The organism is Variovorax gossypii, from assembly GCF_003965815.1.
Lineage (GTDB): Bacteria > Pseudomonadota > Gammaproteobacteria > Burkholderiales > Burkholderiaceae_C > Variovorax > Variovorax gossypii.
This window is the reverse complement of sequence record NZ_RXOE01000007.1, coordinates 228,118-252,051: the sequence shown is the minus strand read 5'-3', so window position 1 is coordinate 252,051 and position 23,934 is coordinate 228,118. Positions and strand designations below refer to the sequence as shown.

Sequence of the window (23,934 nt, the reverse complement as noted above, 5' to 3'; positions counted from 1 at the left end):
ACCATGAACGCTCCCGATCCCGATCTCGCCGTCGTCCTCGCGCGCAAGGCGCTCGCCCGCTCCGTCGGCCTGGCCGCCTTCGTCTACGGCTACCCGCTCACCGAGACCTACCGCACCTGCGCCATGCAGACCGCGCCGCAGGCCGAGCGCCGCGCCGGAGCCTCGCACGGCTCGGACGTGCGCGCGCCGCTGAACACGCTGCACCACGCACCGCGCCCCTCCACCCATGAAGACCGCGACGTGGTGACGCCGGCCAACGACCTGCTCTACACCATCGCATGGGTCCACCTGGCCCATGGGCCGATGCTGCTGACGGTGCCCGCGTCGTCGCGCCACCCGGGGCGCTACTTCGTGCTGCCGCTGTACGACGCCTATACCGAGAACTTCGAGAACCTGGGGCCGCGCAACTGCAACCCCGATGGAGAGACCGTGGTGCTCGTCGGTCCCGGCGGCACGGTGCCGGAATCGCTCGCGGGCCACCGCGTGGTGCATTGCCCGACCGATCTCGTCTGGCTGATCGGCCGCATCCTCGTAGGCGACGAAAGCGACTGGCTGGCAGCGCGCGCGCTGCAGTCCGAGATCAGGCTGGCCCCCGCCCCCGGCACCGTGCTGCAGGGTCGGCCGTCCGCTGTCGAGCACTGGGACGGCCCTCTGGTGGACGCGATGGCCGCAGCCTTCGAGAACGGCGAGCCGGCCGCGCAGGTGGCGCAGCGCTTCTTCACCAACATGTGCCGCGAGCTCGCCGAGGCGCCGGGCCGCGTGGAAGACCGCGCGCTGGTGGCCTGGTTCGGCCAGGCCGGGCTGCGGCCGGACGCAGCCTTCTCATGGGACTCGCTGGACGAGCCCGCGCGCGAAGGCCTGATCGAGGGCTTCGCCGAAGGCGTGCAGCTCGTCGGTGCTGCAGGCCGCAACCGCCGTCCCAAGCCCTGGTCGATGGCGCCCGCCACGGGCCGCTACGGCAACGAGTTCCTCGGCCGCGCCCGCACCGCCTACCTGGGCCTGGGCGCGCTGGCCACCAGCGAGGCCGTGTACGCCGCGGCGCATTACGACGCGAAGCAGGAACCGCTGGACGGCAAGCGCAGCTACACGATGCGCTTCGAGGCCGACGACCTGCCGCCGGCGGATGCCTTCTGGTCGGTGACGCTCTACGACGCCGACCGTTTCCTCTACCCCAACGAGATCAAGCGCCACGCCATCGGCGACCGCACGCCCGGCCTGAAGCACGGTGCCGACGGCGGCCTGGAGATCCACATGAGCCACACGCGTCCGTCCGACGCCGCGAACTGGCTGCCCGCGCCGGCCGGGCGCTTCTACCTGATCCTGCGCATGTACTACCCGCGCGAAGGCGTGCAGAGCTGGCGCGTTCCGGCCCTGCAGGCACAAGAGAGCTGAGCCGTGCCGATGCCCATCGACAACGAACTGCGCACGCTGGCCGAGGAGGCCATCGTCTACGCCTTCCCGCTCTACGAGATGAGCCGCATGCGCGCAGCCACCTCGCCGCAGCGCACCGACATCGCAGGAGAAGCTCCGAAGCCCCGGCGCTGGTGCAACGTGTTCACGCACGCGCGTCAGCTGCTGGGCGCGGGCAAGAGCCGCGTGGTGACGCCGAACAACGACACGCTCTACACCAACGCGTGGCTGGACCTGGGCGACGGGCCGCTCGTGATCGATGTGCCCGATACCGCCGGGCGCTACTACGTGCTGGGCCTGCTGGACTTCTACACGAACCCCTTCGCGCACATCGGCCAGCGGCTCACGGGCACGGCCGCGCGTTCGTTTCTCGTCACGCCACCGGGCTGGCGCGGAGAAGTGCCGGCCGCGTTCCGCGAGGCCGGCTCGCATGTCGAGGCGCCGACGCGCTGGCTCTGGGTGATCGGCCGCATCCTGGTCGACGGGCCGCAGGACGTGCCTGCCGTCAATGCGCTGCAGGACGGCTTCATCGTGCGCACGCTCGGCGACTGGCAGGCGGGCAAGGCCTCTTCGATGCCGAAGCACTTCGGCCCGGCCTGCGACCCGAAGGCGCCGCTGAGCGCCGAACACTTCGCGGCGCAGGTGAACCGCGCGCTGCGCGAGAACCCGCCGCCCGCGCGCGATGCCGGGTTGATCGCCCGCTTCGCCGCACTCGGTCTCGGGCCTGACGCCGATGCACTCGACGACACGCAGCGCAGCGTGCTGCAGGACGCGCTCGATGCCGTGCTGCCGCGGCTGCGCGGCGCGCAGTCCGGGTCCACGGCGCCCTCCGGCTGGGTGCAGATGCCGCTGGTCGAAGGCAGCTTCGGCGACGACCACCTGGCGCGCGCGCTGGTGGCGCTCAAGTACATCGGCATGCTCGAGAGCCGCGAGGCGACCTATCCGCTGGCCTGGAACGACGCCTCGGGGCGCAAGCTCAACGGAAGCGGCCGCTACACGCTGCGCTTCGCGCCCGGCACGCTGCCGCCGGTCGAGGCCTTCTGGTCGCTCACGATGTACGACAGCCGCGACTACATGCTGGTGGACAACCCCATCGACCGCTACGCGATCGGCGACCGCACGCCCGACCTGCGCCGCGACGCCGACGGCGGGCTCACGCTGCATATCCAGCATGCGCGCCCCGAAGGCGAGGCCGCGCAGGCGAACTGGCTGCCGGCACCTGCCGGCGATTTCTATCTCTGCCTGCGCGCCTATGTGCCGCGCGAGGAAATGCTGGACGGCCGCTATGCGCTGCCGGCACTGGTCCGTACCGGGGAGGCTGCATGAACACGAAAGACACGAGCAACATCGACAAGGCCGAGCAGGAGAAGCCTTTCCTCATCGTCGGCACGGGCACCGAGACGGTGGCGCCGGGCCTGCACATCCTGCGCGGGCAGGGTCAGTCCTTCGTGGCCGAGACGGACGCCGGCCTGGTGGTGATCGATGCCGGGCCGGGCGGCCCGGTGACGCAGGGAATGATCGACGCGGTGCGCCAGCTCAGCAACGCGCCGCTGCATGCGCTTTGCTACAGCCACGGGCACGTGGGCTACAACTCCGGCGTGCCGATGTGGCTCGCGCATGCCGCGCAGCGCGGGGATGCGCCGCCTCGCGTCATCGCACACCGCAACGTGCTGCGACGCCAGGCCCGCTACCGGGAAACCGAGGCGCTGCAGCACCGCATGGCCGAGATCCAGTTCAACCGGCCCGCCAGCTTCTTCGACCGTCGGCTCACCATGCACGCGCCCACGGAAACCTTCGACGACCGGCTGCATATCGGCCAGGGCGACAGCCGTATCGAGCTGCGCTGGGCGCCTTCGGAGACCGACGACGCGATCGCGCTGTGGAGCCCGTCGCAGCGCGTGCTGTACGGCGGCGCGGCGCTGATCGACTCGATTCCCAACATCGGCACGCCCTTTCGCACGATGCGCGACACGGTGCGCTGGGCCGACACGCTCGATGCGCTCGCGGCGCTCGGCGCGCGCAAGGCGGTGCGCGAGTTCGGCGCCACGCTCGAAGGCGAGGAGCAGGTGCGGCACGTGCTCACGCACACAGCGCGGGCGCTGCGCTGGCTGCGCGCCGAGGTCGTGCGGCTGATGAACGAGGGCTTCAACGAGCGCGGCGTGCTCGCGCGCATCCGCTTTCCCGACGAGCTGTTCGGTGTCGAGTGGATGAAGCCCACCTACGGCGACCCCGGCTACATCGTGCGCGACATCTACCGCTCGGAGAACGGCTGGTGGGACCGCAACCCGACCTCGCTGCACCCCGAGGCGCCCGAGACCATCGGCCGGGCCGTCGCCGAGGCCATCACCGACAAGCGCGGCGTGATCGCGCATGCGTGCAGCCTGGCGAAGGAAGGCCGCTGGCAGCTGGCGCTGCACGTGATCGACCTGCTGGCCATCGCCGAGGGCGACGCGCCCGAGATCGCGGAAGCGCGCTCGCTCAAGGCCGAGTGGCTGCGCGAGCGCGCGCGGCAGGTGCCCAGTTACGTGTCGCGCAACCTGTATCGCGTCGGTGCGGACATGATCGAGCAGGGAACGCAGGGGCGCTTCGGCATCCACTGACAGACCGATACAGAGATCAGGAGACAAGACATGAGAACCACACTCCTCCGGCGCCACCTGCGTGCGTTTGCGCTGGGCGCGCTCGCGGCCTGGGCGGTGACGGCCGTCCACGCGCAAGGCGCCGATGCCTACCCCGACAAGCCGGTGACGCTGATCGTGCCCACGGCAGCCGCGGGCGGCACCGACACCATCTCGCGACTGATCGCGGACGCGCTCTCCAAGCAGCTGAAGCAGCCCTTCATCATCGACAACCGCCCCGGCGCCAACGGCATCCTCGGCACCGAACTCGCAGCGCGCGCCACGCCCGACGGCTACAAGCTGCTGTTCACCTACGCCGCGGCGATGGTGGTGAACCCCAGCCTCTACAGGAAGCTGCCCTACGACCCGGTGAAGGACTTCGCGCCGGTGGCGCAGATCGGGCGCGGCGGCAACCTGCTGCTGGTGCGGCAGGACCTGCCGGTGAAGACGCTCAAGGAATTCGTCGCCTATGCCAAGGCGCGCCCCGACAAGCTCAACTACTGCTCGTGGGGCAACGGCTCGGGCGGCCACCTCGCGATGGAAAGCCTCAAGAAGCAGGCGGGCCTTGCGATGACGCACGTGCCCTACAAGGGGAGCGGCCCCTGCGTGCAGGACCTGATGGGCGGCCAGGTGGACGCTGCGTTCGCCGACATGTCGTCCACGGTGGAGCTGGTACGCGCCGGGCGGCTGAAGGCGCTGGCCAACAGCGGGCCATCGCGCATCCCGATGCTGCCCGATGTGCCGACGATGACCGAGGCCGGTTACCCCTTCACCAACTACTCGTGGTACGGCGTGCTGGCGCCCGCGAAGACGCCGCCGGCCATCGTGAAGAAGCTCAACATCGCCGTGAACCAGGTGCTGAAGGACCCGGCCGTGGTGCAGCGCCTGCGCGAACTCAACTTCACCGACCTGCCGCAGAACACGCCCGAGCAGTTCGCCGCGACGATGCAGAAGGACCTGCACGACTGGAGCGTGCTGGTGAAGGACATCGGGCTGACGCTCGAGTGAGCAGCCGCCCGCTGGCCGAGGCCTACTTGGCGAGCGACTTCAGCGCCATCTTGATGCCCTCGCTCACCGTCGCGTCCTTCGGCAGCGCCTTGAGCGCGAGCGCGGCCTCCTTGTCGCTGTAGCCCAGCGCGACCAGCGCCTGCAGGATGTCGGCCTGCGCGTCGGAGGCGGCGTGCGCCGGCAGGCCGATGTCGGCGCCAAGCTTGCCCTTGAGCTCCAGCAGCAGCCGCTCGGCCGTCTTCTTGCCGATGCCCGGGATCTTCACGAGCCGGCCCAGCTCCTGCGTGGTGATCGCCTGCGAGAGCTCGCCCACGCTCATGCCCGAGAGCAGGCCCAGCGCGGTGCGCGGGCCCACGCCGGTGATCTTGATGAGCTGGCGGAAGGCCGCGCGCTCCTCGGCGGTGCCGAAGCCGTAGAGAATCTGCGCGTCCTCGCGCACGACGAAGTGCGTTAGCAGCGAAACCTTGGTGCCGACGTTCGGCAGGTTGTAGAACGTGCTCATCGGCACGTCGACCTCGTAGCCGACGCCGTTGCAGTCCACGACCACCTGCGGCGGATTGCGCTCAGCCAGGGTGCCGGTCAGTTTGCCTATCATGGGTGCCCTTTTTCCTTGAAATGTCCGGCGTGATTCTGCGACACACCTTTACCCCACTGAACAATTCGCGCCTCAGCCACCTGTGCGGCCCGCTGGACGCCCACCTGCGCCGCATCGAGGAGGCGCTGGACGTGAAGATCGCGCACCGCCACGAGCAGTTCAAGGTCGACGGGCACAAGGCCGCCGCGCAGCGCGCGATGGACGTGCTGCAGGCGCTCTACGAGATCGCGCAGCGGCCCATCGACGCGGCGGTGGTGCAGCTCACGCTGGCCGGCGACGGCGGAATGATCGACGGCGACGAGGACGTGGCGATGCTCGTCACCCGCCGCGGCGACCTGCGGCCGCGCACGCCCACGCAGGCGATCTACCTGGACAACATCGCCAAGCACGACATCACCTTCGGCATAGGCCCGGCCGGTACCGGCAAGACGTATCTCGCGGTGGCCTGCGCGGTCGATGCACTGGAGCGCGCCGCCGTGCAGCGCATCGTGCTGACGCGGCCGGCCGTCGAAGCCGGAGAGCGGCTGGGCTTCCTGCCCGGTGACCTGACGCAGAAGGTCGACCCGTACCTGCGCCCGCTGTACGACGCGCTCTACGACCTGATGGGCTTCGAGAAGGTGCAGAAGGCCTTCGAGCGCAACGCGCTGGAGATCGCGCCGCTGGCCTTCATGCGCGGGCGCACGCTGAACAACGCCTTCGTGATCCTCGACGAGGCGCAGAACACCACGCCGGAGCAGATGAAGATGTTCCTCACGCGCATCGGCTTCGGCGCGCGCGCGGTGGTGACGGGCGACGTGAGCCAGATCGACCTGCCGAAGAACCAGCTCAGCGGCCTGATCGATGCCGAGCGCGTGCTCAAGCGCGTGAACGGCATCGCCATGACGCACTTCACGAGCGCGGACGTGGTGCGCCACCCGCTGGTGGCGAAGATCGTCGATGCCTACGACGGCCATCGCAAGCGCGCGGGGAGCCACTGAGATGGCCGCATCGAAGCTCCCGGCGCTTTCGCTCTCGCTGCAGTTCGGCCGCTTCAAGGGCGTGGAGCGCCATCGCGCCGCGCTGCCGCGCCACGGCGTGACGCGCTGGATCCGCCATGCGCTCGACATCGACGGCGAGATCACGGTGCGCATCGTCGATGCCGAGGAAGGCCAGCGCCTGAACCGCGAGTTCCGCGGCAAGGACTATGCGACCAACGTGCTGACCTTCGACTATGCGCAGGGCCCGGTCGTGATGGCCGACCTGGTGCTGTGCGCGCCGGTGGTCGCGCGCGAGGCGAAGGAAAACCGCAAGACGCTGGCCGACCACTACGCGCACCTGCTGGTGCACGGCACGCTGCACGCGCAGGGCTGGGACCACGAGACCAGCGAGGCCGACGCCGACGAGATGGAGGCGTACGAGATCGAGATCCTCGCGGGGCTGGGCATCCGCAGCCCGTACGGCAAGTAGCCGGGCAGCCGGCCGCCGCTAGGCCGTCATCTGCAGCGGGATCGTGACGGGTCCGTCGTTCAGCAGGTGCACCTGCATGTCGGCGCCGAATTCGCCGGTGGCCACCACCGGATGCGCGGTGCGGGCCTGCGCCACGAAGTATTCGTAGAGGCGCCGTCCTTCGTCGGGCGGCGCGGCCTGCGTGAAGCTGGGGCGGTTGCCGGCGCTCGCGTCGGCCGCCAGCGTGAACTGGCTCACCACGAGCAGGCCGCCGCCGATGTCCTGCACGCTGCGGTTCATCTTGCCGGCCTCGTCGGCAAAGATGCGCAGCTTGAGGATCTTGGCGAGCATGCGGTCGGCGAGCGCGTCGACGTCGCCGCGCTCGGCGCAAAGCAGCACGAGCAGGCCCGCGTCGATGGCGCCGACGGTGCGGCCGGAAATGTCGACGCGTGCATTCGCGACGCGTTGCAGAACAGCTTTCATAGGGGGTGATGTTCGCCGGCCTGGGTGGCGCGGGCTTCCATGGTGAGGGGCAGGAGCTGGATCGTGACGCGCAGGCCGGGCACGGCGTCCATCAGCGCCTGCTCGAGTTCGTCGCGCATGCTCGCGGCGTGCTGCAGGGTCCATTCGCCGGGTACGTGCATGTGCAGGTCGGCGAAGCGGCGCTGGCCGGCACCGCGCGTGGCCATGTCGTCGAAGCGCAGCCGGGCGCCGTCGGGCACGCGGGCGGCGAAGGCCTCCAGCGTGGCACGCACGATGGCGATGGTTTCGGGGTCGAGGGCCTTGTCCATCAGCCCCTGCGACGAGCGCCACACCAGCTTGACGCCCTCGCGCGCGATGTTCAGCGCGACGCCGATGGCCAGCAGCGGATCGAGCCACAACCAGCCGGTGAGCAGCACGCCGAGGATGCCGGCCAGCACCGCGGCGGAAGTCCAGACGTCGGCCATCAGGTGGCGGCCGTCGGCCTCCAGCGCGATGGAGCGGTGGGCCCGCGCCGCACGGAAGAGCAGGAAGGCCAGGCCGGCGTTGAAGCCCGAACTGAGCACCGACAACGCCAGGCCCCAGCCCAGCTGCTCCAGCGGCTGGGGAGACAGCAGACGCTGCACCGAGACCCAGAGGATGGCGATGGCCGCGCCGACGATCAGGACGCCTTCGAAGCCCGAGGAGAAGTACTCTGCCTTGTGGTGGCCGTAGGGGTGGTCTTCGTCGGCGGGCCGCTCGGCGATGGTCACCATGGCGAGCGCGAACATGGCGCTCGCCAGGTTCACGAAGGACTCCATGGCGTCCGAGATCAGGCCCATGGAGTTCGTCATGTAGCCGGCCAGGCCCTTGAGCACGATCGTGATCAATGCCACGCCGATCGACACGCGAAGCAGCGTCTTAGGGGTAAACATCATGCAAAAGCCATCAGGAAAGGGGCAGGAAGCAACGCGAAAAGCGGTAAAAGGCCGCAGAAACTGCCTGAATTATCGGCCTCGTGTCCATATGTAACGCCTTCGCATTAATATTTGCGACCATTGCGCAACAGTTCTTCGCAGAGAGCCAGACGATGAAAAATCTCCTGACTGCCCTGGGCGGCCTCGCCATCGCGGGAGCCGCGCTGGCACAGACCCAGACGCAGACGCCGCCGGCAGTTCCCGCTGTGGCGCCCGCGCCCGCAGCAACAGCAGCCGCACCGGCCGCACCAGTCGCGAAACCCGATCTCCAGGCCGGCTTCGTGAAATCCGTGCGCGGCAGCGTGCAGCTGCTCAACGGCGCCGGCGCCGCCCGCACCGCCAACCCGGGCGACGCGCTGGGCGCAGTCGATCGCATCGTGACCGGCCCCGACTCCTCGGCCTCCGTGGTGCTGCGCGACGACACGACGCTGGTGGTCGGCCCTTCCTCCCGGCTCGATCTCAAGGAATTCCACTTCGACGGCACCACGCGCGACGGCGGCATGCTTCTTTCGCTGCTGCGCGGCTCGATGCGCATGATCACCGGCCTGATCGGCAAGACCAACCCCGACGCGGTCCGGGTCGAGACGCAGACTGCCACCATCGGCATCCGCGGTACCGACTTCATCGTGCAAGCCGACGGCCAGCCATGATGAAGATGCAGATGCCGAAACTCCGATCCTCCCGCCTCGCCTCCCTTTTCGCGGCCACGCTGGCTGCAGCGCTGCTGGCCGCGTGCTCGACGCCCGGCACGCGGGTGGTGCTCCTGCCGCAGGCCGACGGCAAGCCCTCCGCAGTGGTGGTGCGCGCCAAGGACGGCGAGGAAGTGCTTTCCACGCCCTACCAGCGCGCCACGGCCGCGGTCGGCGCCAAGGGCGCGCCGGTGGTCGACAGCGTCGATCCGGCCAAGGTGCAGGCGGAGAACAAGGCGCTCTTCGACATGCGCCCGCCCCCGCCGCAGCGCTACACGGTGTACTTCGAGCTCGGCGGCACCACGCTGACACCGGCGTCGCAGCAGATCATGACCGAGGCGCTGGCCGCGGCGCTGGCACGCAGCGGCGGCGACATCGTGGTCACCGGCCACACCGACACCAAGGGCAGCGGCGAGCAGAACGACGAGCTGTCGCGCCGCCGGGCGCAGGAAGTGGCCCAGCTCTTCGTCGAGCGCCAGTTCCCGGCGAACCGCATCGAGGCCGTGGGCCGCGGCGAGCGCGACCTGGCGATCCCGACCGCCGACGAGGTGGACGAGCCGCGCAACCGGCGCGTCACTATCGAGGTCCGCTGATCGGGTCGAGCAGGTGACGAGCCGGCCCCCCCGGCTCAGCTCAGGGTCACGCGCGCGAACTTGCGCTTGCCGACCTGCACCACGTAGCTGCCCGCGGGCAGCTTCAGCGCCTTGTCGCTGACCACGGCGGAGTCGATCCGCACGCCGCCGCCGTCGATCAGGCGGTTGCCTTCCGAGGTCGAGGGCGCGAGGTTCGCCTGCTTGAGCACCTGGGCAATGCCCAGCGGGGCGCCCGACAGCGACACTTCCGGGATCTCGTCGGGCACGCCGCCCTTGCTGCGGTTGATGAAATCCTGCTCGGCCGCGTCCGCCGCCGCCGCGCTGTGGAAGCGCGCGGTGATTTCCTTGGCCAGCGCGACCTTGGCGTCCTTCGGGTTGCGGCCGCCCTCGACCTCGGCCTTCAGCGCCGCGATCTGCTCGAGCGACTGGAAGCTCAGCAGCGTGTACCAGCGCCACATCAGGTCGTCGGAGATCGACAGCACCTTGGCGAACATGGTGTTGGCGTCTTCGCTGATGCCGATGTAGTTGTTCTTGCTCTTCGACATCTTCTCGACGCCGTCGAGGCCCTCCAGCAGCGGCATAGTGAGTATGCACTGCGGCTCCTGGCCATATTCCTGCTGGAGATGGCGACCGACGAGCAGGTTGAACTTCTGGTCGGTGCCGCCCAGTTCCAGGTCGCTCTTCAGCGCGACCGAGTCGTAGCCCTGCATCAGCGGGTAGAGGAATTCGTGGACCGAGATCGACTGGCCGGCCTTGAAGCGCTTGTTGAAGTCGTCGCGCTCCATCATCCGGGCCACCGTGTACTTGGCGGCGAGCTGGATCATGCCGCGAGCGCCCAGGGGGTCGCTCCATTCGGAGTTGTAGCGGATCTCGGTCTTCTCGGGGTCCAGCACCAGGCTGGCCTGCTTGTAGTAGGTCTGGGCGTTGGCCTCGATCTGCTCGCGGGTGAGCGGCGGGCGGGTGCTGTTGCGGCCGGAGGGGTCGCCGATGGTGGTGGTGAAGTCGCCGATCAGGAAGATCACCCGGTGGCCCAGGTCTTGAAGCTGGCGCATCTTGTTGAGCACGACGGTGTGGCCGACGTGGATGTCCGGCGCGGTCGGGTCCAGGCCCAGCTTGATCCGCAGGGGGGTTCCGGTCGCTTCGGAGCGCTGGAGCTTGCGCACCCATTCGTCCTGCGGCAGCAGCTCGTCGGCGCCCCGGAGGGAGATTTCGAGCGCGCGTCCTACACTATTCGAGAGGCTCATGGATGTAACAGATTCGGCCTTTACGGGCTTTTTTGGCTGATTTTTGGGGTGCCGAAGCTATACTCAGCCCGACTTTTCAAGCGCCGAATTCTAAGCGGCGCTTCTTTCCGCACCGTCTCCTGCCGCCCTGAACGTGACTGGGCCTTGCAGCACGGACCTGCAGAACCTGAGCTGGAATTCATAGTTTGATCAACGGCATTCTTGCCGCCGAGGAGCTACTCGCTTCTCGCGTGGCCTATACATTCCGGACGTACCCCAGGCAGATCACCGCGGTCATCGCGGCCGCCTTGCTGAGCGCCGGCACCCTCGCGGTGGCCTCTCTCGGCCCCGACGCATCCGACCTCCCGGTCCACCAGATCCTCGAAGCCACGGCGCCCGTCTCGTTCGCCGACCAGAGCGAATCGCTCGAGAACTTCAGCTTCACCCTCTTCCGCACCGACGTCACCCGCTCGAGCGACACCGCCGACGCGCTGATGAAGCGCCTGGGCATCTCCGACCCGGCCGCCACCGCCTTCGTGCGCGGCAGCGTCGAGGCCCGCAATGCACTCTTCTCTCGCGCCGGCCGCACCGTGACGGCCGAGGCCACGCAGGAAAACCAGCTCAAGAAGCTCAGCGCGCGCTGGATTCCCGACGGCGACGGCGGCTTCAAGCGCTTCGTCATCGAGCGCACGCCCACCGGCTTCGCCGGCGTGACCGAGCGCGATTCGCTCACCCCGGGCACGCGCCTGGCGAGCGGCACCATCCGCACCTCGCTGTTCGCCGCCACCGACGACTCGCGCATTCCCGACGCGGTGGCGAGCCAGCTGGCCGACATCTTCGCGGGCGACGTCGACGTGCGTAACCTGCGCAAGGGCGACCGCTTCGCCGTGGTGTACGAGACCTTCGAAGCCGACGGGCAGGCGCTGCGCAGCGGCCGCGTGCTGTCGGCCGAGTTCGAGAACAACGGCAAGATCCACCAGGCTGTCTGGTTCCAGCCCCCGGGCGCGGGCCAGAAGGGCAGCTACTACCGCCCGAACGGCGACAGCCTGCGCAAGGCCTACCTGGCGACGCCGGTCGAGTTCTCGCGCGTGTCCAGCGGCTTCGCGATGCGCATGCATCCGATCCTGAACAGCTGGCGCCAGCACAACGGCATCGACTACGCGGCGCCCACGGGCACTTCGGTGCGCTCGGTCGGCGACGGCACGGTCGATTTCGCCGGCACGCAGAACGGCTACGGCAACATCGTCATCATCAATCACCGCAACAACCAGCAGACGGCGTACGCGCACCTGAGCCGCATCGACGTCAAGGCCGGCCAGGTCGTGAGCCAGGGCCAGACGGTCGGCGCGGTGGGCTCCACCGGCTGGGCCACCGGCCCGCACCTGCACTTCGAATTCCGCGTTGGCGGCGTCTATCAAGATCCAGCCTCCATCGCCCAGGAAGGCGGCGCACCGATCACCGCCGCCATGCGTCCGGCCTTCGAACGCGTGGCCGTTGGCGCGCGCACCGAACTGGCCGCGGCCTTCTCCGTCATCCAGGCCAGCGCCGACTGATTCCGTCGTCGCCGCGCGGCCTCCCACCGATCCAGCCATGGCGGCCGAGCTCTTCATCGGCCTGATGTCGGGCACCTCGCTCGACGGCGTCGACGGCGTACTCGCCGACTTCTCGGGCGGCCGCATCGCGGTGCGCTCCTACGCCACGGCCTCGTTCCCCGTGGCACTGCGCGCGGAACTGCTCGCACTCAACACCCCCGGCGACAACGAACTGCACAGGGCAGCCCTTGCCGGCAACGGGCTCGCTCGGGCCTATGCCGGCGTGGTCCAGCAACTGCTCGCGGACAGCGGCACCGACGCCCGCGCCGTCACCGCCATCGGCGCGCACGGCCAGACCGTGCGCCACCGGCCGCTCGAGTTCGACGAGGTCGGCTACACGCTCCAGATCAACAATCCCTCGCTGCTGGCCGAGCTGACCGGCATCGACGTGGTCGCGGATTTCCGCAGCCGCGACCTCGCGGCCGGCGGCCAGGGCGCACCGCTGGTGCCAGCCTTCCACAGGGCCTTGTTCGCGCGACCCGACGAGACGGTCGCGGTGCTGAACATCGGCGGCATCTCCAACCTGAGCCTGCTACCGGCCACGAACACGGCCGGCGATACCTCCGTGCTCGGCTTCGACTGCGGCCCCGGCAACGCGCTGATGGACCACTGGTGCCAGGCCCATCAAGGCCAGCCCTTCGACCGCGGCGGCCAATGGGCAGCCAGCGGACAGGTGCTGCCCGGCCTGCTCGCGCAGCTTCTGGCGGATCCGTACTTCGCGCGGACGCCGCCGAAAAGCACCGGGCGCGACCTGTTCAATCCGGCCTGGCTGGCTGCGCAACTCGGCACGACGGCCATGGCGCCGGAGGACGTTCAGGCAACCCTGGCCGAACTGACCGCTCAGGCATGCGCGGCGGACCTCAAAAGCTATGGAAAAGATAGCAAGCTGCTGATCGTCTGCGGCGGCGGCGCCCTGAACGACCACCTGCTCGACCGGTTGCGCGCCCTGCTGCCCGGAGTGACGGTCGCAGCCTCGACCGATCAGGGCCTGCCGCCCCAGCAGGTCGAGGCGGCGGCATTCGCCTGGCTTGCCCGCGCCAGCGTCCGTCGCGAGGCGGGCAATCTCGCCAGCGTGACCGGTGCGCGCGGAGAACGCGTGCTCGGCGCGATCTACCCGGCCTGAATCAGCCTTGGCCGGAAACCTCCGGCTGCGCCGGGTGCGGCGCGCGCACCTCTGATGGCAGATGCCAGAAGATCAAAGCAGAAGCCACCGTGATGAGCCCCATGCTCGCAAAAGTGGCCTGGAATGCATCCAGCGTGTGTGCCGGCGTATCCGTGCCGAAGATGCCGTTGTAGCCTGCCAGCACGGCGCCCGCGGCGGCCACGCCCATGCTCATGGCCAGCATCTGCACCATCGACAGCAGGCTATTGCCGCTGCTGGCCATGCTGCCGTCCAGGTCCTTCAGCGTGATGGTATTCATGGCTGTGAACTGCAACGAATTGACCGCGCCGAAGGCCAGCAGCTGCAGCAGGTGCAGCGCCATCGGCTGGCCAGGCGCCGTGAGCCCGAAGCTCGCCATGGTGCAGCCCACGAGGATGGTGTTGACCACCAGCACCCTGCGATAGCCATGGCGGGTGATCAGCGGCGTGGCGAAGCGCTTCATGGCCATGCCGGCCAGCGCGATCGGCAACATCATCAGCCCGGCATGCACCGGCGAGTAGCCCATCGACACCTGCAGCAGCAACGGCACCAGGAACGGCATGCAACTGCTGCCCAGCCGGGAGAACAGGTTGCCGATCAGGCCGATGCTGAGTGTCGGCACATGGAAGAGCGACGGCGAGAAAAGCGGCTCGGGCGTGCGCGCAGCGCGCAACCAGTAGGCGACGATGCTGGCGAAGCCGAAGATCAGCACGACCATCACGCCGCCCTGGCGCAGGCCCACGCCGTCCAGCGCGAGCGAAATCGCCACCATGCCGAAGGCCAGCAGGGCGTAGCCCACGCTGTCGAAGCGCTTGAGCACCACGCCGCGCAGGTCGGGCATGTACCTGAGCGTGGCGATGCACCCGGCCAGCCCCACGGGCACGTTGATCAGGAAGATCCAGTGCCAGGAGGCGTACTGCACCAGCCATCCGCCCAGCGTGGGGCCCAGCAGGGGGCCTATGAGCCCCGGAATGGCCACGAAGCTCATCGCCTGGAGGAACTCCCCGCGCGGCACCGTGCGCAGCAGCGACAGCCGCCCCACGGGCAGCAGTAGCGCCCCGCCGAGCCCCTGCACCACGCGCGCCGCCACCAGCTGGCCCAGGCTGTGCGACAGCGCGCACAGCACCGAGCCCAGCGCGAACAGCACGATGGCCGAGAAGAAGACGCGGCGCGTGCCGAAGCGGTCGGCGATCCAGCCCGAGGCGGGGATCAGCATCGCCATGGTCAGCGCATAGGCCACCACCACCGACTGCATGCGCAGCGGGCTCTCGCCGAGGCTCGCGGCCATCGCCGGCAGGGCCGTGTTGATGATGGTGGCGTCGAGCGTCTGCATGAAGAAGCCGACGGCGACCAGCCACAGCAGGCTCTTGCGGACGGGATTGGCGGCGGCGGCTTCGGCCTCGGATGTCATGGGGGCAGGGCAGGGAAAACGGCGGGAACGAAAAAGCCGCCCGGAGGCGGCTTTTTCAGAGGGGCTGGGTGAGCAGCATTCGGCGGGAGATCAGGCCGAGAAGCTCGATCCGCAACCGCAGGTGCTGGTGGCGTTCGGGTTCTTGATCACGAACTGGGCGCCCTGCAGGTCTTCCTTGTAGTCGATCTCGGCGCCGACCAGGTACTGGTAGCTCATGGCGTCGATCAACAGCGACACACCGTTCTTGGTCATGGTGGTGTCGTCTTCGTTGGTGATTTCGTCGAAGGTGAAACCGTACTGGAAGCCGGAGCAGCCACCGCCCTGCACGAACACGCGCAGCTTGAGGTCGGGGTTGCCTTCTTCGGCGATCAGGTCGGCCACCTTGGCTGCCGCGCTGTCGGTGAAGACGATCGGCTCGGGCATCTGGGTCTGGATGTTTTCGGCTACGGCGCTCATGGACTGATAACTCCTTGGGGGGCCGGATGTGCGGCCAATGAAACGAATCCTACTGCAATGACGCAATCTCGGCAGGCCGGTACAGGCGCGCACCCCATTGCAAGTGGGGTCGGAGCGCCCACCGCCAAGGGCGTTCCAATGAAAAAGCCGCCCGAAGGCGGCTTCTTCCTCGCAATAAGCGGATCAGCGCTTGCTGAACTGCTTGCGACGACGGGCGGAGTGCAGACCGACCTTCTTACGCTCGACTTCACGTGCATCGCGCGTGACGTAGCCAGCCTGGCTCAGCACCGACTTCAGTGCTGCGTCGTAGTCGATCAGCGCACGGGTGATGCCGTGGCGCGTAGCGCCGGCTTGACCCGATTCGCCACCGCCGTGCACGTTGACCATCACGTCGAAGGTTTCGAGGTTGTTGGTCAGCGCGAGGGGTTGCTTCGCGATCATGATCGAGGTTTCGCGGCCGAAGAACTCTTGAATGTCCTTGCCGTTGACCGTGATCTTGCCCGAGCCCTTTTTCAGAAACACGCGGGCGACGCTGGATTTGCGACGGCCGGTGCCATTGTTCCATTCACCAATCATTCTCAAGGCTCCTTACAGTTCCAGCACTTTGGGCTGTTGGGCGGTATGCGGGTGCTCAGCGCCACCGTACACCTTGAGTTTCTTGATCATTGCGTAACCGAGCGGGCCCTTGGGCAGCATGCCCTTGACAGCCTTTTCCAGGGCGCGGCCCGGGTGCTTGTTCTGCATGTCGCGGAAGTTGGTCGCCGTGATGCCGCCCGGGTAGCCCGAATGACGGTAGTACACCTTGTCGATGGACTTGGCGCCGGTGACGCGCAGTTGCGATGCGTTGATGATGACGATGAAGTCACCGGTATCGACGTGAGGCGTGTAAATGGCCTTGTGTTTGCCGCGCAAACGGAGAGCAACTTCGCTGGCTACTCGTCCGAGGACCTTGTCGGTCGCGTCAATCACAAACCACTCGTGCGTCACGTCAGCGGGCTTGGCGCTGAACGTTTTGGTCATGAGTTTTCTCTTGAAAAGAGGGTTTGGCGGGCCCTTTTCCACGGTCGGCGTTCCTCTGGCGGGAATCTCTTAGGTGGGTTTGAAGTCTTCGCCGCGGGGCCACAAAAACGCTGCGAAGCCCGCGATTATACGAAGAATGGCCCTGGGCAGGCAAATTCACCCGTATCCGGCCCCAACACCGTTACCATCCTCCCCCTATGTTCAGTTACCGCCACGCCTTCCATGCCGGCAACCACGCCGACGTGCTCAAGCACACGGTGCTGATTGCCACGCTCGACCACCTGCTTGAAAAAGAAGCAGCCCTGACGGTCGTAGACACCCATGCCGGCGCCGGCCTCTACCGGCTCGACGGCGACTACGCTGGCACCAGCGGCGAGGCGGCCGACGGCATCCTGCGCCTTCTTTCGGACAAGAAAGATCCCGCTACCCCTGCCCCCACGGCGAAATCCGCTACCAAAAAGGTAGCATCCGAAGCCGAGGCCCCGTTGGCCGACGCCATCGCCCGCTACCTGAGCGTGGTCCAGGACTTCAATCCCAAGGGCGGCGCCCGCGTCTATCCCGGCTCGCCGTTCATCGTGCAGCACCTGCTGCGCGACCACGACAAGCTCAAGCTGTTCGAGCTGCACCCCACCGACGCACGCACGCTGGACGCCAACATCGCCCAGCTCGAGGCTGGCCGCCAGATCGCCGTCCTGCGCGAGGACGGCTTCGGCAGCGCCACCAAGTTCCTGCCGCCGCCGTCGCGCCGCGCGCTGGTGTTGATGGACCCCAGCTACGAGATGAAGACCGACTACGGCCGCGTGCTCGACTTCATGGCCGAGGCGCTCAAGCGCTTCGCCACCGGCACCTACGCGGTCTGGTATCCGATCATTCCGCGCCCCGAGGCGCACGACCTGCCGCGCCGGCTCAAGACGATGGCAACCAAGGCCGGCAAGCCCTGGCTGCACGCCACGTTGACGGTCAAGTCCAGCAAGATCACGAAGGATGCGGCCTCAGGCGAAACGCACCGGCCCGGCCTGCCGGCCAGCGGTATGTTCCTGATCAATCCGCCCTACACGCTGAAGCCGCTGCTGGCGGCGGCGCTGCCGCAGCTGGTGCAGCGACTCGGGCAAGACCGCAACGCCGCGTTCTCGCTCGATTCGGACGGCTGAAGCCGTCGCCTACTTGCGGCGACGCGGCGGCACCACCGCCTTGCGCCGTGCCGGAACCGATGCACGCGCGCGTTGCTGCGGCTCGCTCGACGCCACCGGTGCAGCTGCATCGCCAGCTTCCACCGACAGGCCGCCGCAGCGCATGCCATCGCGGTCGACGACCGTCAGCGCCACCTGCTTGATGCCCAGCCCCGTGAGGCCGATCCGGTCGGCCGCCGCGCGGCTCAGGTCGATGATGCGGCCTGCCGCATAGGGACCGCGGTCGTTGATGCGCACCAGCACCTCGCTGCCGTTGACGAGGCTGCGAACGCACACGCGCGTGTTGAACGGAAGGGTCTTGTGCGCCGCCGTCATGGCGGTCATGTCGAAGCGCTCGCCGCTGGCGGTCTTGCGCTGGTGGAACTGGATGCCGTACCAGGAGGCTCCGCCGCGCTCGAAGATCTCGCGCGGCCCATCGTCGGGCACGCCGTCGTCCGGGGCCTGCTCGCCGGTACCGGAGACGGCGAGGTCATAGCGCACCGCCGGCACGCTGGAGCGCGCGGCCGCGCCCGGGGGCACCGCGATGGCGCGAGGCAGGGGCAGCAATTTCGCGTTGCCTTCGGCGTCGGTCGCAGGCGGCATCGCGCATCCCGCGAGAACGCAAGCCGCCGCGACAAGCGCCGCCCGAAGCCCCGCGCGCCCTCTCAATCGAGGCGCTCCAGCACAGCCAGCGTGGCCGCCGACTGGTTCATCGTGTAGAAGTGCAGCGCCGGTGCGCCGCCTTCCTGCAGGCGCGCGCACAGGTCGGTGACCACGTCGAGGCCGAAGGCCTTGATCGACGCCGTGTCGTCGCCGAAGCTCTGCAGCCGCAGGCGGATCCAGCGCGGGATCTCGGCGCCGCAGGCGTCCGAGAAACGCATGAGCTGCGTCGAGCTGGTGATCGGCATGATGCCCGGCACGATCGGCGTGTCGAGCCCCAGCTTGCGCACGTCGTCGACGAAGCGGAAGTAGGCCTCGGGGCTGAAGAAGTACTGCGTGATCGCCGAATCGGCGCCCGCCTTCACCTTGGCGGCGAAGGCCTGCAGGTCGGCCTCGGGCGAACGGGCCTGCGGATGGATCTCGGGGTAGCAGGCCACCTCGATGTGGAAGTCGCGCCCCGTCTCCTCGCGGATGAAGCCCACCAGATCGCTCGCGTACTGGAACTCGCCGCCGATGCCGTAGCCGCTCGGCAGGTCGCCGCGCAGCGCCACGAGGCGCTTGACGCCCATGGCCTTCAGCTCGGCGAGCTGCTCGCACACCGTGGCGCGCGTGGCGCCGATGCACGAGAAGTGGCTCGCGGCATCCACGCCCTCGGACAGGATCTCCTGCACCGCACCGAAGGTGCCCTGGTGCGTGGAGCCGCCCGCGCCGTAAGTGACCGAGCAGAACTGCGGCTTGCGCGCATACAGCTGCTGGCGCACCGCGCGCAGCTTGACCGCGCCTTCGGGCGTCTTGGTCGGGAAGAATTCGAAACTCAACGGAAGGCGCACCTGCGTCTCCTTAGGAACCGTTCGCGTGAACAGCGTGAACAACGCGAACGGCGTGAATGAAAAACTCACGGTTGCCGTCGCCCCCGGCGATCGGGCTGTCGAACCATTGCAGCACCCGCAGGCCGAGCGCCTCGCAGGCATCGCGCAGGCGCTTCTCGACCACCGCATACAGCGACTCGTCGCGCACGATGCCGCCCTTGCCGACCTGGCCGGGCTGCAGCTCGAACTGCGGCTTGACCAGCATCAGCAGGCGCCCATCGTCCGCCATGAATCCGACGACCGCCGGCAGCACCAGCGTGAGCGAGATGAACGACAGGTCGCCCACGATCAGGTCGAAGCGCGACTCGCCTTCTTCCCCGAGATCGTCGGCCGACAGCGCGCGCGCATTGACGCCTTCGATGGGCACCACGCGCTCGTCCTCGCGCAGCTTCGCATGCAGCTGCCCGTGGCCGACGTCGACGCCCACCACCTTCGCCGCGCCGCGCTGCAGCAGGCAGTCGGTGAAGCCGCCTGTCGACTGGCCCACGTCGAGGCACAGCCTGCCGGCCGGGTCGATGCCGCTCGCCGCCAGCGCGCCTTCGAGCTTGAGCCCGCCGCGCGAGACGTACCGGGCCTCCGCCGCGTCGACAAGTTCGAGTTCGGCGGATTCGGGCACGTCGTCCTTGTTCTTGACGACGGAACGCCACGCGTCGCTGGTGCCCGCGTCGCGCCAGCGCAGGCCGCCGGCAATGAGCCGCACCGCCTGCGAACGCGACGCGGCCAGGCCGCGCTCCACCAGCAACTGATCGGCGCGCACGCGCTGCTGCCTGTCGCCTGCCTGCCCGCTCAGTAGCGGTAGGTGTCCGGCTTGTACGGACCGTTCTTGTCCACGCCGATGTAGGCGGCCTGGGTGTCGGTCAGCTCGGTGAGCATGGCGCCGACCTTCTTCAGGTGCAGGCGCGCGACCTTCTCGTCGAGGTGCTTGGGCAGCACGTAGACCTTGCCGGCCTGGTAGGCGTCGGGCTTGGTGAACAGCTCGATCTGGGCGATGGTCTGGTTCGCGAACGACGACGACATCACGAAGCTCGGGTGGCCCGTGCCGCAGCCCAGGTTCACGAGGCGGCCCTTGGCCAGCAGGATGATCTTCTTGCCGTCGGGGAACTTGATGTGGTCGACCTGCGGCTTGATCTCTTCCCACTCGTACTTCTCGATCGAAGCGACGTCGATCTCGTTGTCGAAGTGGCCGATGTTGCAGACGATGGCCTGGTCCTTCATGGCGGCCATGTGCTCGTGGCGGATCACGTCGCGATTGCCGGTGGTGGTCACGAAGATGTCGGCCTTGTCGGCGGCGTATTCCATCGTCACGACCTTGTAGCCTTCCATGGCGGCCTGCAGCGCGTTGATCGGGTCGATCTCGGTCACCCACACCTGCGCCGACAGCGCGCGCAGTGCCTGCGCCGAGCCCTTGCCCACGTCGCCGTAGCCGGCCACCAGCGCCACCTTGCCGGCGATCATCACGTCGGTCGCGCGCTTGATGCCGTCCACCAGCGACTCGCGGCAGCCGTACAGGTTGTCGAACTTGCTCTTGGTGACCGAGTCGTTCACGTTGATCGCGCGGAACAGCAGCGTGCCCTTGGCGGACATCTCGTTCAGGCGGTGCACGCCGGTGGTGGTTTCTTCGGTCACGCCGATGATCTCGGCCGACTTGCGGGTGTACCAGGTGCCGTCGACAGCCAGCTTGGCCTTGATGGCGGCGTAGAGGATGCGCTCTTCCTCGCTGGTCGGGTTCGCGAGCACGCTCTGGTCCTTCTCGGCGCGCTGGCCCAGGTGCATCAGCAGCGTGGCGTCGCCGCCGTCGTCCAGGATCATGTTCGGGCCTTCGCCCTTCGAGTCCTTGGGACCGAAGTCGAAGATGGCGTGGGTGTAGTCCCAGTAGTCCTTCAGCGACTCGCCCTTGATCGCGAACACCGGCGTGCCGGCGGCGGCGATGGCTGCGGCGGCGTGGTCCTGCGTCGAGAAGATGTTGCACGATGCCCAGCGCACTTGCGCGCCCAGCGCCTGCAGCGTCTCGATCAGCACGGCCGTCTGGATCGTCATGTGCAGCGAGCCGGTGATGCGCGCGCCCTTCAGCGGCTGCGACTTCGAGAACTCCTCGCGGATGGCCATCAGGCCGGGCATCTCGGTTTCGGCGATCCTGATTTCCTTGCGGCCCCAGGCGGCGAGGGACAGGTCGGCGATCGCCTGGTCGGCGGTCGAAACGGGGGTGGGCTTGAGAACAGCGCTCATGGGAACTCCAACAAAACTGGTTTGAAAGATGCCGCCGGATACGGGGAAAAAGGCTCACCGCAAGAACAGCGGGTGAGCGTCGTTGCTATATGTGGTCCGAGCCTCACGCCTGACGGCGCTGCAACGCTCCTCGGAGGGGCGGATTGTAGTCGCCGCGGCCGTCCGCGCCAATGCTGCGGGATTCGGCCGGGCATCGGCTGACATCCGCCAGCCTCGGCGTTGCATTGACCTCTGGTTACGATTTCCCCCGGGCCAGGTTCAGGAGCCAGCCGGCTCGCTGCAGGGCCCGTTCTGAAAACAAGAGGGAACAACACATGAGGATGACAAGGTATCTCGCAAGCCTGAGCATGGCCGCCCTGCTGGCGGCCTGCGGAGGAGGAGGCGGCGGCAGCTCCGGCGGCCTGTCGCTGTCGGCAGGCGGCAGCTCCAAGCCGGAAGCCCAGGCCACCAAGACCCTGGCCACGCCCGACGTGCGCAACGGCAGCTACCGCGTCTACGCGGCCAACGGCACGCAGCAGCAGCTCTCGGTCGACTTCGACGCCGGCAGCTACACGATGACGGACAACCTCGGCGTGCCCGAGTCCGGCACCTTCGCCGAGGACTTCACCGAGCCGGGCACCTACGTGTTCGCCAGCAGCCGCATCACCACCGCGGCCAACACCTCGCGCTTCCGGGTGACGAGCGACGCCCTCGTCGGCGCGTTCCCGTTCCAGACCGCGTACTCGAGCCCCGCAGCGTACGCCGCGCAGCCCTTCGTGGCAGCGCGCGATTTCGTCACCACCGCGGCACTGCTGGACGGCACCTACAACCGCTTCAGCGTCACGCGCAGCCCCGGCGGCGCGCAGGACTCGTCGATCCTCTCGATGCGCCTGTCGGGCAGCGGCACGGTGCTGGAGTTCTGCAACGACGCGATCATCTACAAGATCGACCTCTGCCCCGCCGCCTCGAAGCGCACCTACGCGGTCACGGCCGGCACCGACGACGCCTGGGTCGCCACCAACGTTGCCAACAGCAGCGACGTCGCCAACTTCCGCGTTGCGCGCATCGGCGGCCAGAACGTGTACCTCGGCGGGGGCGTCAGCGTCTCGCCGGCCCAGCAGTTCATGCGCATCGCCCTGCCCGAGTCTTCGAGCTGGCCGACCACGCGCGGCATCGGCTCGTCGACCACGGGCAGCTGGGGCACGAACCTGATCGACACCGCAAGCTCGGTGCGCACCTCCACCGGCACGGACGACACCTACGGAACGCTGACGATGCCGGTGGACAGCACCGCCTACGCGAACCAGCCCCTGGGCATCCGCGGCGTCAACATGAGCGGCGCGAGCAAATACTTCGCGATGCAGGGCGGCGAGCTTTCGGTACTGGTCGGCGCGCGCAGCAACACCGCCACGCAGGGCTACATCCAGCTCAACCTGATCGACACCGGCGCCGCACCCGATGCACGCAACGGCCGCTACAAGGTCTACGCCACCAACGGCTCGCGGCAGACGCTGGCCCTGAACCTCGACAGCAAGCGCTACGAGATGACCGACGGCGCCGGCACCGTCGCCTCGGGCAGCTTCGCCGAGGACACGGCTGAGGCCGGCAGCTTCGTCTTCGCGAGCAGCCGCATCACGAGCACGGCGAACACGGCGCGCTTCCGCTTCGCGACGGACACGGTGGTCGGCTCGTTCCCGTTCGCGGTCGCGCAGGTCACGCCGGAGAGCTATGCCGTGCGGCCCTTCGTGGCATCGCGCGCGCTGGTGAAGACGCAGAGTGCGCTCGACGGCACCTACAACCGCCTGGGCATCAACCTGACGGCCACCGCCGGCGACTCGTCGATCACGCAGATCCAGATCGCCAGCGGCGGTACGGTGCTCTACCTGTGCAACGACAACGTGGTCTACCGCATCGACATCTGCCCCGCGGCCTCCGTGCTGACCTACACCGTATCGGCCGGCACGACCGTGGACACCTGGCGCATCGTGAACGTGGCCAATCCGTCGGACAACGGCAGCTTCGCGATCGCGCGCGTCGGCAGCGAGAACATCTACCTCTCGGCCGGCATCGTGCCGTCCACGCCCACGAGGTCTGTGTTCCGCATCGGCCTGCCGGAGCGCGCGACATGGCCCACCGTCACGGCGCGCGGCGGCGCCACCAGCGGCAGCTGGGGCAGCACGGCCGTCGACGCCTCCAGCTACGCGCGCACGCAGACGCTGCCCGACGGCACCAGCGCCACGCTCAGCGCGAGCCTGGGCACCATGGGCACGAACGGTCCCGTCAACATGCGCGCTGCCACCTTCGCCGGCCCGGCCTACCACTTCGCCAGCCAGAGCAGCAAGCTCTTCGCGATGGTCGGCTCGCGCAACCCGGCCACGGCCGGCGCGATGGAGATCGACCTGATCGACTGAAGC

The 23,934-nt window shown here is 68.3% G+C and carries 24 protein-coding genes and 1 riboswitch; of the genes, 12 read left to right on the top strand and 12 right to left on the bottom strand.

The genetic code is table 11. The features are described 5' to 3' along the window. The first annotated feature begins 3 nt into the window (after positions 1 to 3). Genes EJP69_RS23450 through EJP69_RS23435 form a run of 4 tightly spaced genes read left to right on the top strand, consistent with a single transcriptional unit; the run spans position 4 to position 5,036 of the window. Complete coding sequence (locus tag EJP69_RS23450; RefSeq protein ID WP_126472674.1) at positions 4 to 1,392, top strand: DUF1254 domain-containing protein; 1,389 nt, start codon at positions 4 to 6, stop codon at positions 1,390 to 1,392. A 9-nt stretch (positions 1,393 to 1,401) separates the two neighbouring features. Further along, on the top strand, positions 1,402 to 2,736 hold the full coding sequence (locus EJP69_RS23445) for a DUF1254 domain-containing protein (protein ID WP_126472721.1): 1,335 nt from the start codon (positions 1,402 to 1,404) through the stop codon (positions 2,734 to 2,736). Further along, positions 2,733 to 4,010 carry an alkyl sulfatase dimerization domain-containing protein gene (locus EJP69_RS23440; protein ID WP_240652272.1) on the top strand — a complete coding sequence of 426 codons (1,278 nt, stop codon included), beginning with the start codon at positions 2,733 to 2,735 and terminating at the stop codon, positions 4,008 to 4,010. The genes EJP69_RS23445 and EJP69_RS23440 overlap by 4 nt, the downstream gene beginning before the upstream one ends. 30 nt (positions 4,011 to 4,040) lie before the next feature. Then, positions 4,041 to 5,036, top strand: coding sequence for a Bug family tripartite tricarboxylate transporter substrate binding protein (locus EJP69_RS23435; protein WP_126472673.1), 996 nt, complete (start codon positions 4,041 to 4,043; stop codon positions 5,034 to 5,036). A gap of 22 nt (positions 5,037 to 5,058) precedes the next feature. Here EJP69_RS23435 and ruvA read toward each other — a convergent pair whose 3' ends face one another. After that, entirely contained in the window at positions 5,059 to 5,631 is a 573-nt protein-coding gene (gene ruvA, locus EJP69_RS23430) for a Holliday junction branch migration protein RuvA (RefSeq protein WP_093205790.1), read from the bottom strand. Between the two features lie 20 nt (positions 5,632 to 5,651). Between ruvA and EJP69_RS23425 the strand changes: the two genes are divergently transcribed. Both EJP69_RS23425 and ybeY read left to right on the top strand, forming a co-directional pair. Then, positions 5,652 to 6,608, top strand: coding sequence for a PhoH family protein (locus EJP69_RS23425; RefSeq protein ID WP_176947543.1), 957 nt, complete (start codon positions 5,652 to 5,654; stop codon positions 6,606 to 6,608). Between the two features lies 1 nt (position 6,609). Then, entirely contained in the window at positions 6,610 to 7,077 is a 468-nt protein-coding gene (gene ybeY / locus EJP69_RS23420; RefSeq protein WP_126472672.1) for an rRNA maturation RNase YbeY, read from the top strand. A gap of 18 nt (positions 7,078 to 7,095) precedes the next feature. Here the strand turns inward: ybeY and dtd are convergent, their stop codons facing one another. Further along, positions 7,096 to 7,539 carry a D-aminoacyl-tRNA deacylase gene (gene dtd / locus EJP69_RS23415; protein ID WP_126472671.1) on the bottom strand — a complete coding sequence of 148 codons (444 nt, stop codon included), beginning with the start codon at positions 7,537 to 7,539 and terminating at the stop codon, positions 7,096 to 7,098. Beyond that, positions 7,536 to 8,453 (bottom strand): cation diffusion facilitator family transporter, encoded by a 918-nt coding sequence (locus EJP69_RS23410; protein WP_126472670.1) that lies wholly within the window; start codon positions 8,451 to 8,453, stop codon positions 7,536 to 7,538. Before EJP69_RS23410 ends, dtd begins: the two co-directional genes overlap by 4 nt. 152 nt (positions 8,454 to 8,605) lie before the next feature. Here EJP69_RS23410 and EJP69_RS23405 point away from each other — a divergent pair, with 152 nt between their 5' ends. Together EJP69_RS23405 and EJP69_RS23400 are read left to right on the top strand one after the other, a co-directional pair. After that, entirely contained in the window at positions 8,606 to 9,142 is a 537-nt protein-coding gene (locus EJP69_RS23405) for a FecR family protein (RefSeq protein ID WP_126472669.1), read from the top strand. An 11-nt stretch (positions 9,143 to 9,153) separates the two neighbouring features. Next, positions 9,154 to 9,774 (top strand): OmpA family protein, encoded by a 621-nt coding sequence (locus tag EJP69_RS23400; protein WP_126472668.1) that lies wholly within the window; start codon positions 9,154 to 9,156, stop codon positions 9,772 to 9,774. Positions 9,775 to 9,809: 35 nt separating this feature from the next. Here EJP69_RS23400 and tyrS read toward each other — a convergent pair whose 3' ends face one another. Beyond that, positions 9,810 to 11,018 (bottom strand): tyrosine--tRNA ligase, encoded by a 1,209-nt coding sequence (tyrS, locus tag EJP69_RS23395; protein ID WP_093205800.1) that lies wholly within the window; start codon positions 11,016 to 11,018, stop codon positions 9,810 to 9,812. Positions 11,019 to 11,203: 185 nt separating this feature from the next. On the opposite strand from tyrS, the gene EJP69_RS23390 reads away from it, so the two are divergent. Both EJP69_RS23390 and EJP69_RS23385 read left to right on the top strand, forming a co-directional pair. Continuing rightward, positions 11,204 to 12,550: a M23 family metallopeptidase gene (locus tag EJP69_RS23390; RefSeq protein WP_126472667.1), complete on the top strand. Its 1,347-nt coding sequence runs from the start codon at positions 11,204 to 11,206 to the stop codon at positions 12,548 to 12,550. Positions 12,551 to 12,587: 37 nt separating this feature from the next. Continuing rightward, a complete protein-coding gene (locus EJP69_RS23385; protein ID WP_126472666.1) occupies positions 12,588 to 13,712 on the top strand; it encodes an anhydro-N-acetylmuramic acid kinase in 1,125 nt (374 codons plus the stop codon). 1 nt (position 13,713) lies between these two features. Here the strand turns inward: EJP69_RS23385 and mdtD are convergent, their stop codons facing one another. From mdtD to rplM, 4 genes are all read right to left on the bottom strand, one after another. Next, positions 13,714 to 15,141, bottom strand: a complete 1,428-nt coding sequence (mdtD, locus tag EJP69_RS23380; RefSeq protein WP_093205806.1) for a multidrug transporter subunit MdtD — start codon at positions 15,139 to 15,141, stop codon at positions 13,714 to 13,716. Positions 15,142 to 15,231: 90 nt separating this feature from the next. After that, entirely contained in the window at positions 15,232 to 15,597 is a 366-nt protein-coding gene (erpA, locus tag EJP69_RS23375) for an iron-sulfur cluster insertion protein ErpA (RefSeq protein ID WP_007827949.1), read from the bottom strand. 183 nt (positions 15,598 to 15,780) lie between these two features. Beyond that, entirely contained in the window at positions 15,781 to 16,173 is a 393-nt protein-coding gene (rpsI, locus tag EJP69_RS23370) for a 30S ribosomal protein S9 (RefSeq protein ID WP_093205808.1), read from the bottom strand. Between the two features lie 12 nt (positions 16,174 to 16,185). Beyond that, positions 16,186 to 16,617: a 50S ribosomal protein L13 gene (gene rplM / locus EJP69_RS23365; protein WP_093205810.1), complete on the bottom strand. Its 432-nt coding sequence runs from the start codon at positions 16,615 to 16,617 to the stop codon at positions 16,186 to 16,188. Positions 16,618 to 16,814: 197 nt separating this feature from the next. Between rplM and EJP69_RS23360 the strand changes: the two genes are divergently transcribed. After that, positions 16,815 to 17,768, top strand: a complete 954-nt coding sequence (locus EJP69_RS23360) for a 23S rRNA (adenine(2030)-N(6))-methyltransferase RlmJ (RefSeq protein WP_126472665.1) — start codon at positions 16,815 to 16,817, stop codon at positions 17,766 to 17,768. Positions 17,769 to 17,777: 9 nt separating this feature from the next. Here EJP69_RS23360 and EJP69_RS23355 read toward each other — a convergent pair whose 3' ends face one another. The 4 genes from EJP69_RS23355 to ahcY all read right to left on the bottom strand — a co-directional run bounded on the left by EJP69_RS23355 (position 17,778) and on the right by ahcY (position 21,541). Next, entirely contained in the window at positions 17,778 to 18,389 is a 612-nt protein-coding gene (locus EJP69_RS23355) for a septal ring lytic transglycosylase RlpA family protein (RefSeq protein ID WP_126472664.1), read from the bottom strand. 62 nt (positions 18,390 to 18,451) lie between these two features. Next, positions 18,452 to 19,276 carry a methylenetetrahydrofolate reductase [NAD(P)H] gene (gene metF, locus EJP69_RS23350; protein ID WP_126472663.1) on the bottom strand — a complete coding sequence of 275 codons (825 nt, stop codon included), beginning with the start codon at positions 19,274 to 19,276 and terminating at the stop codon, positions 18,452 to 18,454. 10 nt (positions 19,277 to 19,286) lie between these two features. After that, positions 19,287 to 20,072, bottom strand: coding sequence for a TlyA family RNA methyltransferase (locus EJP69_RS23345; RefSeq protein ID WP_126472662.1), 786 nt, complete (start codon positions 20,070 to 20,072; stop codon positions 19,287 to 19,289). Positions 20,073 to 20,101: 29 nt separating this feature from the next. Then, the gene (gene ahcY, locus EJP69_RS23340; RefSeq protein WP_093205822.1) at positions 20,102 to 21,541 is read right to left on the bottom strand and encodes an adenosylhomocysteinase; all 1,440 of its coding nucleotides are present in this window, start codon (positions 21,539 to 21,541) and stop codon (positions 20,102 to 20,104) included. Between the two features lie 67 nt (positions 21,542 to 21,608). Next, positions 21,609 to 21,677: riboswitch (S-adenosyl-L-homocysteine riboswitch) on the bottom strand. A gap of 178 nt (positions 21,678 to 21,855) precedes the next feature. Here ahcY and EJP69_RS23335 point away from each other — a divergent pair. Continuing rightward, positions 21,856 to 23,931 carry a hypothetical protein gene (locus EJP69_RS23335; protein ID WP_126472661.1) on the top strand — a complete coding sequence of 692 codons (2,076 nt, stop codon included), beginning with the start codon at positions 21,856 to 21,858 and terminating at the stop codon, positions 23,929 to 23,931. Positions 23,932 to 23,934 lie beyond the last annotated feature (3 nt).